At 60.1% G+C, this 14,578-nt stretch carries 15 protein-coding genes; 11 read left to right on the top strand and 4 right to left on the bottom strand.

Going from position 1 to position 14,578, the window contains the following annotated elements; all coding sequences use genetic code 11:
• Nucleotides 1–62: 62 nt before the first annotated feature.
• Complete coding sequence (locus tag ACQR35_RS09665; protein ID WP_430269900.1) at nucleotides 63–1,064, top strand: Abi family protein; 1,002 nt, start codon at nucleotides 63–65, stop codon at nucleotides 1,062–1,064.
• A gap of 153 nt (nucleotides 1,065–1,217) precedes the next feature.
• Here ACQR35_RS09665 and ACQR35_RS09660 read toward each other — a convergent pair whose 3' ends face one another.
• Complete coding sequence (locus tag ACQR35_RS09660; protein ID WP_430269899.1) at nucleotides 1,218–1,961, bottom strand: DeoR/GlpR family DNA-binding transcription regulator; 744 nt, start codon at nucleotides 1,959–1,961, stop codon at nucleotides 1,218–1,220.
• Nucleotides 1,962–2,149: 188 nt separating this feature from the next.
• Between ACQR35_RS09660 and ACQR35_RS09655 the strand changes: the two genes are divergently transcribed.
• The 10 genes from ACQR35_RS09655 (at nucleotide 2,150) to ACQR35_RS09610 (ending at nucleotide 11,833) form a co-directional block, all read left to right on the top strand.
• On the top strand, nucleotides 2,150–3,298 hold the full coding sequence (locus ACQR35_RS09655; RefSeq protein ID WP_430269898.1) for an autoinducer 2 ABC transporter substrate-binding protein: 1,149 nt from the start codon (nucleotides 2,150–2,152) through the stop codon (nucleotides 3,296–3,298).
• Nucleotides 3,249–4,760: a sugar ABC transporter ATP-binding protein gene (locus ACQR35_RS09650; RefSeq protein WP_430269897.1), complete on the top strand. Its 1,512-nt coding sequence runs from the start codon at nucleotides 3,249–3,251 to the stop codon at nucleotides 4,758–4,760. The genes ACQR35_RS09655 and ACQR35_RS09650 overlap by 50 nt, the downstream gene beginning before the upstream one ends.
• Nucleotides 4,757–5,800: an ABC transporter permease gene (locus tag ACQR35_RS09645; protein ID WP_430269896.1), complete on the top strand. Its 1,044-nt coding sequence runs from the start codon at nucleotides 4,757–4,759 to the stop codon at nucleotides 5,798–5,800. Before ACQR35_RS09650 ends, ACQR35_RS09645 begins: the two co-directional genes overlap by 4 nt.
• The gene (locus tag ACQR35_RS09640; protein WP_430269895.1) at nucleotides 5,797–6,876 is read left to right on the top strand and encodes an ABC transporter permease; all 1,080 of its coding nucleotides are present in this window, start codon (nucleotides 5,797–5,799) and stop codon (nucleotides 6,874–6,876) included. The genes ACQR35_RS09645 and ACQR35_RS09640 overlap by 4 nt, the downstream gene beginning before the upstream one ends.
• Nucleotides 6,873–7,874 (top strand): dihydroxyacetone kinase subunit DhaK, encoded by a 1,002-nt coding sequence (locus ACQR35_RS09635; RefSeq protein ID WP_430269894.1) that lies wholly within the window; start codon nucleotides 6,873–6,875, stop codon nucleotides 7,872–7,874. Before ACQR35_RS09640 ends, ACQR35_RS09635 begins: the two co-directional genes overlap by 4 nt.
• Nucleotides 7,875–7,878: 4 nt before the next feature.
• Complete coding sequence (locus ACQR35_RS09630) at nucleotides 7,879–8,496, top strand: dihydroxyacetone kinase subunit L (RefSeq protein WP_430269893.1); 618 nt, start codon at nucleotides 7,879–7,881, stop codon at nucleotides 8,494–8,496.
• On the top strand, nucleotides 8,493–9,374 hold the full coding sequence (locus ACQR35_RS09625) for an NAD(P)-dependent oxidoreductase (protein ID WP_430269892.1): 882 nt from the start codon (nucleotides 8,493–8,495) through the stop codon (nucleotides 9,372–9,374). The genes ACQR35_RS09630 and ACQR35_RS09625 overlap by 4 nt, the downstream gene beginning before the upstream one ends.
• Before the next feature lie 179 nt (nucleotides 9,375–9,553).
• On the top strand, nucleotides 9,554–11,026 hold the full coding sequence (locus ACQR35_RS09620; RefSeq protein WP_430269891.1) for an FGGY-family carbohydrate kinase: 1,473 nt from the start codon (nucleotides 9,554–9,556) through the stop codon (nucleotides 11,024–11,026).
• A gap of 314 nt (nucleotides 11,027–11,340) precedes the next feature.
• Entirely contained in the window at nucleotides 11,341–11,496 is a 156-nt protein-coding gene (locus tag ACQR35_RS09615) for a hypothetical protein (RefSeq protein WP_430269890.1), read from the top strand.
• Between the two features lie 130 nt (nucleotides 11,497–11,626).
• Nucleotides 11,627–11,833: a type II toxin-antitoxin system Phd/YefM family antitoxin gene (locus ACQR35_RS09610; protein WP_430269889.1), complete on the top strand. Its 207-nt coding sequence runs from the start codon at nucleotides 11,627–11,629 to the stop codon at nucleotides 11,831–11,833.
• Nucleotides 11,834–11,904: 71 nt separating this feature from the next.
• Here ACQR35_RS09610 and ACQR35_RS09605 read toward each other — a convergent pair whose 3' ends face one another.
• From ACQR35_RS09605 to ACQR35_RS09595, 3 genes are all read right to left on the bottom strand, one after another.
• Nucleotides 11,905–12,684, bottom strand: a complete 780-nt coding sequence (locus tag ACQR35_RS09605; RefSeq protein ID WP_430269888.1) for a hypothetical protein — start codon at nucleotides 12,682–12,684, stop codon at nucleotides 11,905–11,907.
• A 5-nt stretch (nucleotides 12,685–12,689) separates the two neighbouring features.
• Nucleotides 12,690–12,950 (bottom strand): hypothetical protein, encoded by a 261-nt coding sequence (locus tag ACQR35_RS09600; protein ID WP_430269887.1) that lies wholly within the window; start codon nucleotides 12,948–12,950, stop codon nucleotides 12,690–12,692.
• 339 nt (nucleotides 12,951–13,289) lie between these two features.
• The gene (locus ACQR35_RS09595) at nucleotides 13,290–13,967 is read right to left on the bottom strand and encodes a DUF6308 family protein (RefSeq protein ID WP_430269886.1); all 678 of its coding nucleotides are present in this window, start codon (nucleotides 13,965–13,967) and stop codon (nucleotides 13,290–13,292) included.
• Nucleotides 13,968–14,578 lie beyond the last annotated feature (611 nt).

Below are 14,578 nucleotides of genomic sequence, written 5' to 3'. Positions count from 1 at the left end.
CGTGCTACGCTCACATACATCACGATCAGCCCGTTGCCGCAAGGCGCGGGCTGATTTTCTTTATGCAGGAGAAGCGCACCGTGGAGTACACGAAGAAGTGGCTGCCCCTCGAGGAGCAGGTTGAGCGGCTCGCGCAGCGTGGGCTTGAAGTCGACGACCCGGCGCGTGCGGTCGGGCTGCTGCAGTCGATTGGCTACTACCGCGTGACAGGCTACTTGTATTCATTCCTCGAGTCCGAGGAGTACGTGGACGACGAGGACAATACGAAGATCCGTGTGTTGAACAAGTACCGGCCAGGCACCGCGGTGCACCACGCCGAGTCGATCATCGAATTCGATCGGCGACTGCGCTTGCTGGTCATGGAAGGCGTGGAGCGCATCGAGGTGGCGGTGCGCATGCGGACCGGCTATGTGCTCGGAAGAGCTTCGGCATTCGCGCATGAAGACCCCGATTGCTTCGACGACTCGTTCACCCGCGGGAACACTGACAGCCGTGATCCACGGGCCAGCAAGCAGGTCGAATGGCTGGAGCGGGTCAGGCAGCGCCGGGACAGCTCCGACGAGCAGTTCGTCGTCCACTTCCGCGAGAAGTACGACGATCACATGCCAGTGTGGGCGCTGACCGAACTGCTGGAACTGGGCCACCTCTCTAATCTCTACCGGGGCATGCTCCAGAAAGATGCTGAGGAAGTTGCTCTCGCGTTCGGCGTCCCGAAGAAGAAGATGATGATCAGCTGGCTCGCCAGCTTGAACTACGTGCGCAATGCCGCGGCCCACCACGCTCGCCTCTTCAACCGCAAGCTCCAGAACGCGCCCTCCCGGCCACCGATCGGAAGCGTGCCACTCCTCGACCATCTCCGCGCGCCGGATGCACCCAAGAAGGACCTCGGTACCTACAACGCCTTGGCGATCATCGCCTACATGCTGCGGTCAGTCGAAGCTGAGCGATCCTGGGCGCTGCGTCTGGCCGAGCTCTTCCGCGCCTTCCCTGCGTCGCACGCGTTGACGATCCAATCGATAGGTGTCCCTGACGACTGGGAGTCACTCGACCTCTGGCGCGTGTGACGCCCGAGCAGGTGGCAGGTCTCGGAAACCCCCGTTCTGAGACCCGACCTGCGAGACATAGTTGTTGAGACTCATATCTCCGCATGATGCTGCAGATCAGCTTCAGTCGCGATAAGGAGATGTTCGTGACGCAACGACCTCGACGGCAGCAGTCTAGCCTTTCGCCGACACTCGGATGAGCGGAACGGGACACGCAGCCGCGCGGATGGGATCGAGAGCATCGTCGGTGATGCCGGCGGTAAAGTCCTCGAATCCAAACACTTTGAACAAAGCATCACGACCAAACTTTGTGCTGTCGGCAACGAAAAATGCCTGCCCCGCGATGGCGCGCATTTTACGTTTGAGTTCGACCTGGTAGCTCGACATTGCGTAAATGCCGTCGTCGGTGACGCCTTCGGCCCCGAAGACCGCCACATTCACGCGAAGGTTTTCTATTTGCTGCAGCGAGGTTGGTCCCCACATGGAAGTCGTCGTTGGGAGCAGTTCCCCTCCTACAAAGACGAGGTTTACGTCGGGGTTGCCCGCCAGCTCAATGCCGACCCTAAGGTCGTGCGTGACGACGGTCAGTCGCATTCTGCGCAGGTGCCGGGCAACCTCAATGCACGTTGTGCCGCCATCGAGCAGAACTGTCTGGTTCTCGTGGAGGCGCTGGGCCATGGCAGCACCGATTGATCGTTTCTCCGCCAAATGTGAGCCGCTTGCGTTCCCGGGCTCCCGCTGGCCCTCCCCAAACGGGGCCGCACCTCCGTGCGTACGCACTACCAGGCCTTTGGCTGCGAGGCGCTCAAGGTCGCGGCGGATGGTTGAAGCATCTACGTCAAACATCCCTGCCAAGCCCGCCACGCTTTGGAAGCCATGTTTATCGACGAGCTCGACGATTCGCTCGTCACGCGCCATTACGTCCCCTTCTATTGGTTGAACCTCAGATTAGCACGAGCAAATGCACGATAACACGCATATACGTGCACGAATTCTGCGCGATTATTTGAAACATGCTCGACATCAGGTGTTCATCTGTGCTTAGATGTGCATCGGATCACACGAACGTGCATCCCACCGATTTCTTCGATCACAAGGAAGTGGCCATGAATCTCAAGCGGACCTCGGCAGCGCTGGCGGCATGTATGTCGATAGTGCTCCTCTCAGCATGCGGCTCTGTCAACGGCGGCAGTTCGGCCAGCTCAGGAACAGGATCGAAGGACCTCAAACCTTCAGACATGACCATGGTTACGGTCGTCAAGCTAAAGGGCATCGCTTGGTTTGACCGGATGGAGGTGGGCGTCAAGGACTACGCTAAGCGAACCGGTATTGATGCACGCGAAGAGGGCGCTAACGATGTAAGCCCCGAAAAGCAGATTCAGATCATCCAGGACCTGATCGCGCAAAAGCCCACTGCCATCACGGTGGTACCGAACTCCCCGGAAGCCCTCTCTAACGTCCTCGCCCAAGCCAAAGCGAAAGGCATCATCACCATTTCCCACGAGGCCACCGGCATCAAGAACGTGGACGCGGACATCGAAGCGTTCGATAACGCTGACTATGGCCAAAAGATCATGAAGAGCCTTGGGACGTGCATGAAGGGCCAGGGTGATTACGTTCAGTTCGTCGGTGGCCTCACCGCAAAGACCCACATGGAATGGGTGGGAGCAGCGTATGACTACCAGACGGCGAACTTCCCCGGAATGAAGCGCGTCGAGGATCCCATTGAAAGCACCGACAATGAAGCCGCCGCCTATCAGAAGGCCAAGGAAGTCCTCGCCAAGCACCCCAACATCAAGGGTTTCGAGGGCTCGGCCGGTAACGACGTGCCAGGAATCGCCCGCGCCGTCGAAGAAGCCGGCCTGACCGGCAAGGTCTGCGTCATGGGCACCTCCATCCCGTCTGCCGCAGCCAAGTACCTGGCCAACGGCAGCATTCAGAAGATCTTCTTCTGGGACCCGGCCCTCGCAGGACAGGCCCAGCTTGAAGCCGCCCGAATTATCGCCACCGGCGGAAAAATTCAGGAGGGCACGGACCTCGGCATCGAGGGGTACCACCACCTGACCAAACTCAAGGGATACGACAACGTCTACCTCGGCGACGCCTCGATAAAAGCGGATGCCAAGGGCACAAAAAAACACACCTTTCACCCCCCCCGGTGTGGGCGACCCACCCCCCCACACCCCATGGAAAGGATCGAGTGCCTTGACCACAGCACAACCAGATCAGCCCACCCCCCTCTTGGCGGTGCGTGAGATCGTGAAGACCTTCGGCGGAGTGAAGGCTCTGGACAGCGTGTCGCTCGAGGTTTATCCGGGCGAGGTCCTCTGCCTGGCGGGCGAAAATGGATGCGGCAAATCCACGCTCATCAAAATCATCTCCGGCGCAGAACGGCCTGATTCGGGCACCATTGTCATCGATGGTGTGACCCACACTGTCATGGACACGACCAACGCCATCAAGCAAGGTATCCAGGTTATCTACCAGGACTTCTCCCTGTTCCCTAGCCTGAGTGTTGCCGAGAACATCGCGATCACTTCTTCGGTCGCCAACCGAAGGCGGACGTTCAGCCCCCGAGAGGCGCGCGAGGCAGCCCTGGCGGTCACCGAAGACCTCGGCTTGAACATTGATTTGGACGCAACGGTCGAGGAACTCTCGGTCGCCGACAAACAACTAACGGCGATATGCCGCGCGCTGAACAGCAACGCCCGCCTCCTCATCATGGATGAACCCACCACGGCCCTCACGCACAGTGAGGTCAACAGGCTCCTTGCCGTCGTAGAAAGGTTGAAGGCGCGCCAGGTGGGTCTGATCTTCGTCTCGCACAAACTCGATGAAGTGCTGCAAGTCTCCCAACGCGTTACCATCCTGCGCTCAGGCAAGCTCGTGATTACAGCCCGGGCCGATGGTCTGACGTCCAGCGTCATCGCTGAACACATGACCGGACGCAAGCTGGACGAAACCCGAAACGTCATCGATCTCGTCCCCACCGCGGAAGCGGTTCTAGAGGTCGAGGGGCTCGAACTCGCGGGCGCCTATACGTCCGTTTCCTTCTCGCTTCGGCGGGGAGAAATCCTGGGGTTGACGGGGCTGCTCGGGTCCGGGCGAACCGAAATTGCCGAATCCCTGTTTGGCGCACTCCCGCCGGACGCCGGTACGGTCAAGGTTGCAGGCAAAACCGTTCGTCTCCGTCATATCCGTGACGCGATCACCGCAGGCATCGGATACGTTCCCGAAGACCGGCTCTCGCAGGGCCTCTTCCTCGATAAGCCCATAGCCGACAACATCATCGCCAGTTCCCTCGATCAGCATGTTAACCGCGGGCGTCTACTGAACCGCCATGCGGTAAAGACGACCATCGACCGATTATTCACCCAGCTGCGGGTCAAGGCCCCCAACGTTCAAGCGCCTGTAAGGACGCTCTCAGGCGGCAACGCCCAGCGCGTTGTCCTGGCCAAATGGCTCGCCAGGAATCCCCAAGTGCTCATCCTCAACGGACCAACGGTCGGTGTCGATGTGGGCTCGAAAGCCGAGATTCTCAATATCCTGCGGGCCGAGGCAGCCTCCGGTATGGGAATCATGCTCATCTCCGACGATGCGCCCGAGTTGGTTGCCAGCTGCCACCGCGTACTAGTCGTCCGGCATGGCCGGATCACCGATGTTCTTGAAGGTGACGCCGTCACCATCGAATCGATCAGGGAGAAGGTGGCAGCATGAATCACACCCCCAGCTTCCTACGTCGGCTCCGAGGAGCCAACAACGAAGGCATCCTCGCCCTCGTCCTGATCGTACTCGTTATCGGCATGTCCCTCGCAAACGGAACCTTCTTCACCCTGCCTACCGCTTTCTCCATCTTGCGCGGGTCCATAGTTCCGTTGATCTTTGCACTCGGCGTTCTGGTGGTCATCATCTCAGGCGGCATCGATGTATCTTTCGCAGCCGTTGCCATTTTCGCCGCCTATAGCACGACGAGGATCCTCGACAACGGGTTGGACACGGTGGGTGTCCTCTCAGCCTTCGTCGTGGCACTGCTGATCGGCGCTGCACTTGGAGCGGTGAACGGAGCGGTCATATCTCGGTTCCGCCTCCCGACCTTGATCGTGACCCTGGGCACCCAAGGGATCTTCAAAGGAGCGCTTCTGACGTTTGTCGGTTCACAGTACATAGCGGACCTGCCCTCATCGATGGCCGCTCTTTCGACCACGAACGTCGCAGAGGTCAGCACGCAGAACGGCCAGGCTTACCTGCACTTGTTCATTGTTCCGGCGCTTGCAATGGCGTTCCTGCTCTCGTGGGTGCTGCGTCGGACGATGTTTGGCCGAGCAGTCTTCGCCGTTGGTGACGACGGCGAAGCGGCGCACCGCGCCGGATTCCGCGTGGCACGCACTCAGATGATCGTCTATGTCCTCGTTGGTGCAATGGCGGCCATTGGTGGAATGTTCTACGTGATCATGGGACGCAGCGCCAGCCCGCAGCTCCTTGTCGGCAGTGAACTGGACACCATCGCAGCGGTCATCCTGGGAGGGGCGTCCATCTTCGGTGGAAAGGGATCTGTACTGGGTACGGTGCTGGGCGTTCTCCTGGTTCAGGTCATTAACAACAGCCTCATCCTCGCAGGTGTCCCCAGCGCTTGGCAGCGGACAGCCGTGGGCGTGCTCCTAGTACTCGGCGTGGGTGTTCAAGCGGTGACAGCGCGCCGCCGCCGGAACCGTCGCCCCCTCAGCGCACAACCGGTTCCTTCGGAGGCAATCGCATGATCACCAATGACACCCGCTCTCCACTGCAAGAAGCCAACGCAACCGTCGACTCACGATGGAGCCAACTCCTGCAACGCACACGCGTCGAATCAAGCGTGGGCCGTATGCTCGTCCTACTGGTCCTCTCATTCGCGATCTTCACAGCATTGAAGCCGGCTGTGTTCCCCAGCGGAACAAACCTGCAAAACCTCGCGCTGGCATCCCCCGAAGTCGGCGTGATCGCCATCGCAATGACGCTCGCGATGCTCACCGGCGGAATTGACCTGTCACTCGTCTCGGTCGCCAACCTCACGGCGATCACCATTTCCACCGCCTACACCGCATTAGGTGAGCAGGGGGAGTCCGCGCTTCCCTTGCTGGTGCTGCTCGGCCTTCTGGTCGGGGCGGCCGGCGGAGCGATCAACGGTTTTCTGGTCTCCAAAGTAGGAATTACCCCAATTCTCGCCACCCTCGGAACCATGCAGATCTACAACGGCCTCGCAGTCGCCTGGACGGGCGGAAAGACCCTATACGGGTCACCGTCCGGCCTTACCGCCTTAGGCGCCGCCACCGTAAGCGGCGTCCCGGTGTTGTTTGTGGCGTTCCTTGCCATGGCAGTCGTCATGGGCGTCCTGCTTACCCGCACTCCGCTGGGCCTTCGCATCCAGCTCCTCGGTGCCAACCCGGTTGCCGCAAAATACTCGGGCATACGACCCTCCCATGTGCTGATGAGAACATACCTCATCACCGGCACGCTCGGGGGGATCGCGGGACTGCTCTTCATTGCCCGTAACCCCACAGCATCGGCCGACTACGGCGCCTCCTACGTCCTGCTCGTGATCGTGATCGCCGTGCTGGGCGGTACCAACCCGAACGGCGGCTTCGCTACCGTCTGGGGCGTGGTTCTCGCTACGTTGACCCTTCAAGTCGTAGCAAGCGGTTTCACCGCCGTTCGCCTTTCGTCATACGCATATGCGATCGCCCAGGGCGTGATTCTTATCTCCGTGATGGTCGTCGGAAACAGCAAACTCAACTTGGGTCGGCACTTTCGCCGCCGCGCCCGTATCCTACCCGCTCAGAAGGAGCCGATGAAGTGAAGAAGATCATCAATCAGCCAGGGAACTTCGTTAACGAAATGATCGAAGGGATCCTGCTTGCGCACCCCGATAAAGTGCGCACCCCCGGTGAGGACCCCCGAATCCTGATACGGGCAGATGCCCCGGTCAGGGGCAAAGTCGGCATTGTTACCGGTGGAGGCTCCGGACACCTGCCGCTCTTCAAGGGATACGTCGGACGGGGTCTCTGTTCCGCTGTGGCAATTGGGAACGTGTTCAGCTCGCCCAGTTCCCAGCAATGCTTTGAGGCCACCAAAGCCGTGGACGGCGGAGCAGGAGTTCTCTATCTCTACGGCAATTACGGCGGCGATGTCTTCAACTTCGATCTCGCCTCCGACCTCGCCGAACTCGAAGACATCGAAACCCGCACCGTGCTCGGCCGCGACGACGTTGCAAGCCAACCCAGAGAACGTAAAGAAGACCGCCGCGGAGTTGCCGGCATCGTTTTCGCATATAAGGCAGCGGGCGCTGCAGCCGAGCGCGGCGACACCCTCGAAAAAGTCGCACGTGTCGCTGAGGATGTCGTGGAAAACACGGCCACCATGGGAATCGGGCTCTCCCCTACCATCCTGCCGACCACAGGAGAAGCCAGCTTCACCCTCGATGACGGCGAGATGGAAATCGGGATCGGCATTCACGGCGAACCCGGCGTTCACCGCGGACCTTTGGAAACAGCCGATCAAATCACCGACCGAATCGTCGACGCCCTGATCAAGGACCTCGACCTGACCGCCGGCGACCGACTAGCCGTACTCATCAACGGCATGGGCGCCACCCCCCTGGAAGAGCTCTACGTCATATACCGGCGCGTACACCAGATCCTCAGCGGACGATCCATCCACATCGCCAAGAACTACATCGGCGAATATGCCACGAGCCTTGAGATGGCCGGAGCATCGATTTCGCTGTTGAAGCTGAACGACGAACGGCTCAGCCTGCTCAACGCCCCCGCTTCCTCCCCCTTCTTCCTGGAGCCGTGATCACATGCACTCAGAACTCATCAGCACCATCCAGAACTCATTGGCCGAATTGACCACCTATGCGGACGAACTACGAGACCTGGACCAGGCACTAGGCGACGGCGACCTCGGCATCACCATCACTCTCGGCGCGAATGCAGTCATCGAAGCCCTCGATGACTTGCCGGAAGGAACGTCCCCAGCAGACATCGCCCGAACTTGCGCCAAAGCATTCGCCAACGCCAACCCCTCCACGATGGCCGCCCTCGTCGCCGGAGGCCTGCTGGCAGGCTCCAAGGCTTGGGCAACCGTAGATACGGTAGACGTCCACGCCGCCGCAACTTTCCTGAAGGCAGCCGGCGCGAACATCGCCCAGCGCGGCAAAACCGAGGTCGGTGACAAAACGATCCTCGACGCGATCGCACCCGCAGCGGAAGCCCTCGCCAACTCCGACGATGCCCGAAACGGACTTAATGCCGCCATCGAAGCTGCGGAAAAGGCAGTCGTCGACACGCGCGCACTGCAGTCCAGACGAGGGCGTGCGGCCTGGTTACAGGAACGCAGCATCGGCCTGCAGGACCCTGGCGCAACGGCCTTCTGGCGCTTCCTGCAGTCCTGGGCCAAAGCGAGCGTGACCGCATGACCCGGGTCGCCATCCTAGGAACCGGCACCATGGGCGCCGGAATGGCAGCCAACATCACCGCTGCCGGCCATAATCTCACCGTCTGGAACCGCACCCCCCGCCCGGAAGCGATCCCCTCCGGCGCGACAACCGCCCCCTCCATCGCCGACGCAATCAAAGGCAGCGACGTCGTCCTGTACTGCCTCAGCGACGATGCCGCCGTCGAACAGGTCGCGCTCGGACCCGGTGGTGTGCTCGAAAACGTTAGCAAAGAATCCATCGTTGTTGACCTGTCAACGATCTCGGTGGAACTTTCGAGCAGGGAAAGTCATGCGTACGAAGAAAAAGGAATTCGTTTCCTCGACGCCCCCGTCTTCGGGTCAAAAGCGGAGGCGGCAAACGGCGGACTATGGACAGTCGTCGGCGGCGATCAGGCAGCGTTAGAGGAGGTCCGGCCGGTCCTCGAGGCCATCAGCGAAAGTGTGCATTACATGGGCCCGGGCGGATCCGGTGTCAGGATGAAGCTCGTCGGAAACCTCCTCGTTGCGGCCCAGTTGCTCTCCCTTGGCGAAGCCATGAGCCTGGCCGCTGCAAGCGGGCTGGATCTGGACAAGATGCTCGATGTCGTTGCCGTTACCGATTTCCGCACGCCCATATACAGCGGGGTGGGAGCTGCCATCCGGCAGGACGACTTCACACCGTCCTTCGCGCTTAAGTTAATGCACAAAGACGCCGGCCTGATCCGGCAGCTCTCTGCCGAGGTCGGCGCCTCAATCCCGGGCACCGAGGCCGCGGCCGGAATTCTCGCTGAAGCACTCGAGCAGGGTTTGGGCGACCTGAACGCATCCGCACTGGCCCGCGTTCTTGCCCAGCGAGCTGGTGTCAACCTCCACTCCTAACCGTGGGAACAAAACATCGGCGGTAGCGTCAGCCTCACGGGCTACCGCTACCGCCCATTATTTACGCCATCAAGTCCTCCGCTACCCGGCGAACCAGCGACGACCGGTGCCGAGTCCTTCCCCCGTCGTCCGTGCCTCGCGGCTTTGAAAGCAACGACCAGTCCGAACCAGGAGAACAATTGGGAAACCCTGTGTACTTAGGCTTCGACGTGGGAACCTCCAGCAGCAAAGGAGTACTCGTCACCCCCGGCGGAACGGTGGTACGTTCTGTAATCCGCGAGCACCAGGTGTCCCGCCCCCGTCCGGGCCATGTGGAGATGTCAGGCGAAATCTGGTGGGAAGAATTCACCCAAGTCGCTGCAGAACTGACCTCTGGTCACGACGAGACGGTGGTCGCGGTCGGGGTCAGCGGTATGGGCCCCTGCGTACTACTCACCGACGCCCACGGTTCGCCGTTACGCCCAGCTATCCTCTACGGCGTAGACACCCGCTCCACGAAGCAGATTGAAGAAATCACAGCTGAGCTCGGAGCCGATGCCATCCTGAGTCGCGGCGGATCACACCTATCTACTCAGGCTGTGGGACCGAAGCTTGCATGGGTGCGCGAACAGGAACCCGACATCTTCGCGCGCGCAAGGCGCCTGTTTATGCCTGCTTCGTTTCTGGCTTACCGGCTCACCGGGCAGTACGCTCTGGACTTTCATTCGGCCAGCCAATGCTCACCCCTGTTTGACGCACGAAGCCTGTCCTGGTATCGGCCGTGGACGGAACGCATCTGCCCGGACCTGGAATTGCCGCCTCTGCTGTGGTCCGACAGCCCGATCGGCAAGGTAAACGTGGCCGTTCCCGGCATCCGCCAAGGCACCCCGGTCATCATGGGAACCATCGACGCGTGGGCCGAAGCGGTCAGCGTCGGGGCCCAAAACCCCGGCGACCTCATGCTGATGTACGGCACAACCATGTTCCTGGTCTGCACAGTGTCCCAACCCATCTACACCCCTTCAATGTGGGGCACCATTGGAGCCCTCGAAGGCACTCGCAATCTCGCTGGGGGGATGGCAGCCTCTGGCGCCATCACCGCGTGGCTGCGAGAAATGTTCGGATCCCCCGGCTTTCCCACCCTGCTAGGGGAAGCCCAGACATCCGGAATCGGCGCCCGTGGGTTGTTGATGCTCCCATACTTCGCCGGTGAACGCACCCCGATCAGCGACCCCAACGCACGCGGCGCGATCCTGGGCCTCACCCTAATGCACCGCCGCGGAGACCTATACCGGGCAGCGCTGGAAGCCACAGCCTTCGGGGTACGGCACAATATCGAGGTCATGCGAGACGCGGGCGCGCCAATCGACCGGGTAGTGGCAGTCGGCGGCGGCACCCAAGGGACTCTGTGGACCCAGATCGTCTCCGATGTCACCGGACTTGACCAGACCATCCCCACCACAACAATCGGAGCCAGCTACGGAGCAGCACTGCTCGCCGCCCGCATCGATGGTAGCCCCGACATCGACACTTGGAATCCCCCCGCGCACCGGGTTCAACCTGATCCGGAAGCTAGAAACCGCTACGACCGGCTCTACAACCTCTACCGCGACTTCTACACGTCCACCATGGAAATCGCCCACCAACTCGCGAGCGAACAATCCATCCCCTGAAGGTTCGGTCAGGGGGCCAAAAGGTTGCCCGCTGGCCATCCGGCTCTATTGCCCGCGGGTGGCGGCCAATTGAGCCACGTGGTAACGGCAGTTGGGAAGGCAGCTCTTATTGGATGCTTCGTCGGTACGGTGCGTGCGGAGTAACCGCGGCGGGGCAGGAAGTGTCTGAGTTCCTTGGTTGAGGAACAGTCCCAGCGGCTGGCGGCTGCGTGCCAGCAAGTTCTCTTTACGGTTGGAATGTTGAGCCGAGGTGTGCGGGCTGAACCTGAATCTGACCCCCGGACGGAATGTACCCGCTCGCGTGGGGTTGGGCCATGAACACTTCGATGTCATGGACCGAAAACGAAGAGTTGACCGTTACTCATGAAGGGCAGACCATTGCCGCCTCCGGCGAGGAGTGGCTGCATTTGGCTGTGGGCGCGCTGAGGTTTCTAACGGGCAAGCGCAACTCAGACGGCACAGGCTTCTGACTCGTCCCCTACGGAACAGACCCGGACATGATCGGTCAACTGGTCGCAACAATGCTTAAAAGTCAGCCGCCGAACAACAACGGCTGACGTCCAATACGGCTACTTTTCGCCGCCCCATATGGAGGTACTTATGGCCGTAACAGCTAGCGAGGCTCGGCGGAACCTCGGCCGTCTCATTGTAGGGGTCAACCTTGACCACGCCGAGATCGTGTCCAAGCGCGGATCCGCAGTCTTGATGTCGAAGGACGAGTACGACGCCTTGGCGGAAACAAGCTACCTGCTGAGCTCCCCACGCAAACGCGCACCGACTCATGTCCGCTCTGCAATCTGCCGCTGATGGAGGCCGCGCCAGCATCGACGACGCCTGGGCGACCTTAGAGCGAGGCCCGCTGATGCGAGCCTTGCTTTTTACGATGATGCTCTGGGAGTAGGAGCCTCCCGTTCCTGATCAAGCCGGGTGGGCAAGCCGTTGTCGCGGTCGATCAGTGCGGCGAGGTAGTCGCTCAATGAAAGTCCGTGTCGTGCTGCCTGTGTCGTGGCACGGGCGTGCTGCTCCGGAAGGACACGGCCACGCAAAGCGACGCGGTGGCCGTCTAGTTTCGGAGTTGCGTACGTCCGGTCCATGGAATCACCCTTGTCCAGGAATCGCTTCGTTGCCGATACGGAGACGTTTCGGGGTGTAACCGGAAGTTTGGTCACCCTATGAGAAGGGCCTTCGTCCCGCTGCCTCATGTCGGCAACTTGCTCGGAGAATCTCCCGGCGTCGATCTTCCGCTGCAAGGCCGTGTCGAGGATCTTGTTTATTGCCCTGAGCCCTTCAGGGTCAAGAATGCCCAGAGCCTTGGTAGCGAAATCGCGTACTTCATAGAGCCTCTTTATCCGCACTTGCGAAAGCATCACTTCCACGTTCGCCGGAAGCTTGGCGTCCTCACACAGCAGGTACTCCGGGTCCACGCCGAACACTGTGGCGATGGCGCGGAGGCACTCGTCGGGGACTACCTGAAACTGGCCGTTCTTGAGCATCGACCAGCGGGTGCGGGATATGAAATAGCCGGTCTTTTCAGCGGCGGCCTCGATCGCCGGGTAGTCGTAGGGCCGCCCTGCCTCGTCCACTAGGGCGTCGAGAAGCAAATTGATCTTCCGGGCAAGTATTTCGGCCCGTCGAGCCTTCTCCTCTTCAGTGAGCATTCGTTTCACAGAGTGCGGGAGGTGGAGATCGTGCTGGTCTTCGCGTCGGCTCCCTGAGCCCGTCGTGGCGGGTTGCCGAGCTGATCGAGGTCGATGGCAACGACGTGCGCCTCTATGATTGGCGCGAGATCATCAATCCCATTCATGTCAACGCGTTTGAGAATCTGGACAAGCTTTACTGCCCGGTTCATGTCGGGCTTCACGGAGGGTGATTGGCGCTCATCCTTCGAGAGCTGGCCGGTGCGTGGGTGCTGGATAGATGCCATGAGGCGATTATGCCGTGGGGGTTGCGTGAAAATGCTTCCGCCTGAGAGCTGGTAACAGAACCACCTCATAAACCAACACAAATTGCATTAGTAACATTTCGGCATATACGAGGGACGCGTTCCAATTCCCCCAACCTCTAGGAAGAGGGGCGTCGGCTGTTATTGCTGGTCCGCGTGGTGTCAGGGTGCCACCTCTCATAGTCGGCGTCGTCGCACTGGCGGTCTATGTCGGCAATCTGGTTCGATAACTTCGACCCCTCGGCCATTCTTTGCATCTCCAGTCTCCCCTCGTTCCACTACTCGTAGCTGGGCCCGCTGTGTCCCTGCACGCCAGAACGTTCAGAAGGCGCGGCGAGCCCGCTTCCTACGAGGCGTAGCCTTATCCACGAGTCGCCAGCCGAGGATGTCCAGTGCCCGGAGTGGGCTTATCGCCGGATCGGCCGCCAGGGCAGCGAGATCGTTCCAAATCTGGGATCCTTCCTGCAGGTCCTTGCGGACCTCCGGAAGCCAGACGAGCATTCGGTCCCTATCCTTCCGCCGTTTCACCGGCACAACGCGGACAGGATCGCCGAATTCGAAGTAGCAACGCCGGATATTTTCGTCGTACAGGGGGAGAAGGTCCGGTCGTTTTCGGTGCAGAACCTTGGAGAGCTTCGTCAGCTGAACCTGATGCTGCGGTTTCTCGTCCAAGATGCCGTACAAGTCGGCGATCGCTTCAAGTGTGTCATCATCGGCTTCTTGCAGAGTTCCCTTCAGCCTGGGATCGGCGAGGCGCCGGTTGATTTCAGGGAGTATCTTCAGTAGCCCATAATAGGTTGGAATGGCCTGCTGACCGGCGTTTAGCAGAGTAATCGCGAGTAGGTCCTGCTGAAGGACTTCCATGGTAGGGGCGTCCCGGAGGTAGCCGTCATAAGCCGGATAGGACCATTTGCCGTACTCGGTGACATATTGCCGGACGAGGCGCTCGGCCTCGTGAATTGGCTCAGTAAACCCACCAACGGTGATCGTCTCAGTCATGTACTTGAGCTTATCTTGGCGCCATTTCTTCGAATCCGGCGGGGTCGAGCCGATTGTCAGGCTATCGATGGACACGAACGTAATATAGGGACTCCGCTCAGCGCTGGGCGCCCTGCGCGACGACTTTTCACAGTGGTGATTGCCCTGGGTTCCGTCGACTCTGCGACTTTTCGGCTGAAGACTTAGACTCGTGATCAGCAACGCAGCAGTCTGCACAGACTTAGGAACTGCACACATTTGACTGCTCTCTCAACTGCGGGAGAGTATTCCTTTTCGAGGATACGGGGGTATGCGTGACGACTATCTATAGGACCCAAGAATGGAACGGGTACGGAAAGCAGAACTACTACTGGAACGAGTACAGGGTCGATGGTGACAATGTCTTAAAATACAAATGCCACAAACAGAAGTTCTTCGACGGCAAGGAAAGCACTTGGCAGGAAGACGAACGGTTAGTGGACACGTGGACGATTGATGATCCCAACATGCCTGACTGGATCAGGCAGCATTTCTGAGCGCAACCTCAGCCGGATGCATCAATCTGAGGCAACCAATGGCGCACTTACAGATCAGGCATGCTGACTTACGTCGTGACGTAGCAAGGCACTTCT

It is taken from the genome of Pseudarthrobacter sp. J1738, assembly GCF_050490315.1.
In the GTDB taxonomy this organism is placed as follows: Bacteria; Actinomycetota; Actinomycetes; order Actinomycetales; family Micrococcaceae; genus JBNPEO01.
Note: the sequence above shows the minus strand (reverse complement) of the source record. Positions and strands in the feature narration are given on the sequence as shown.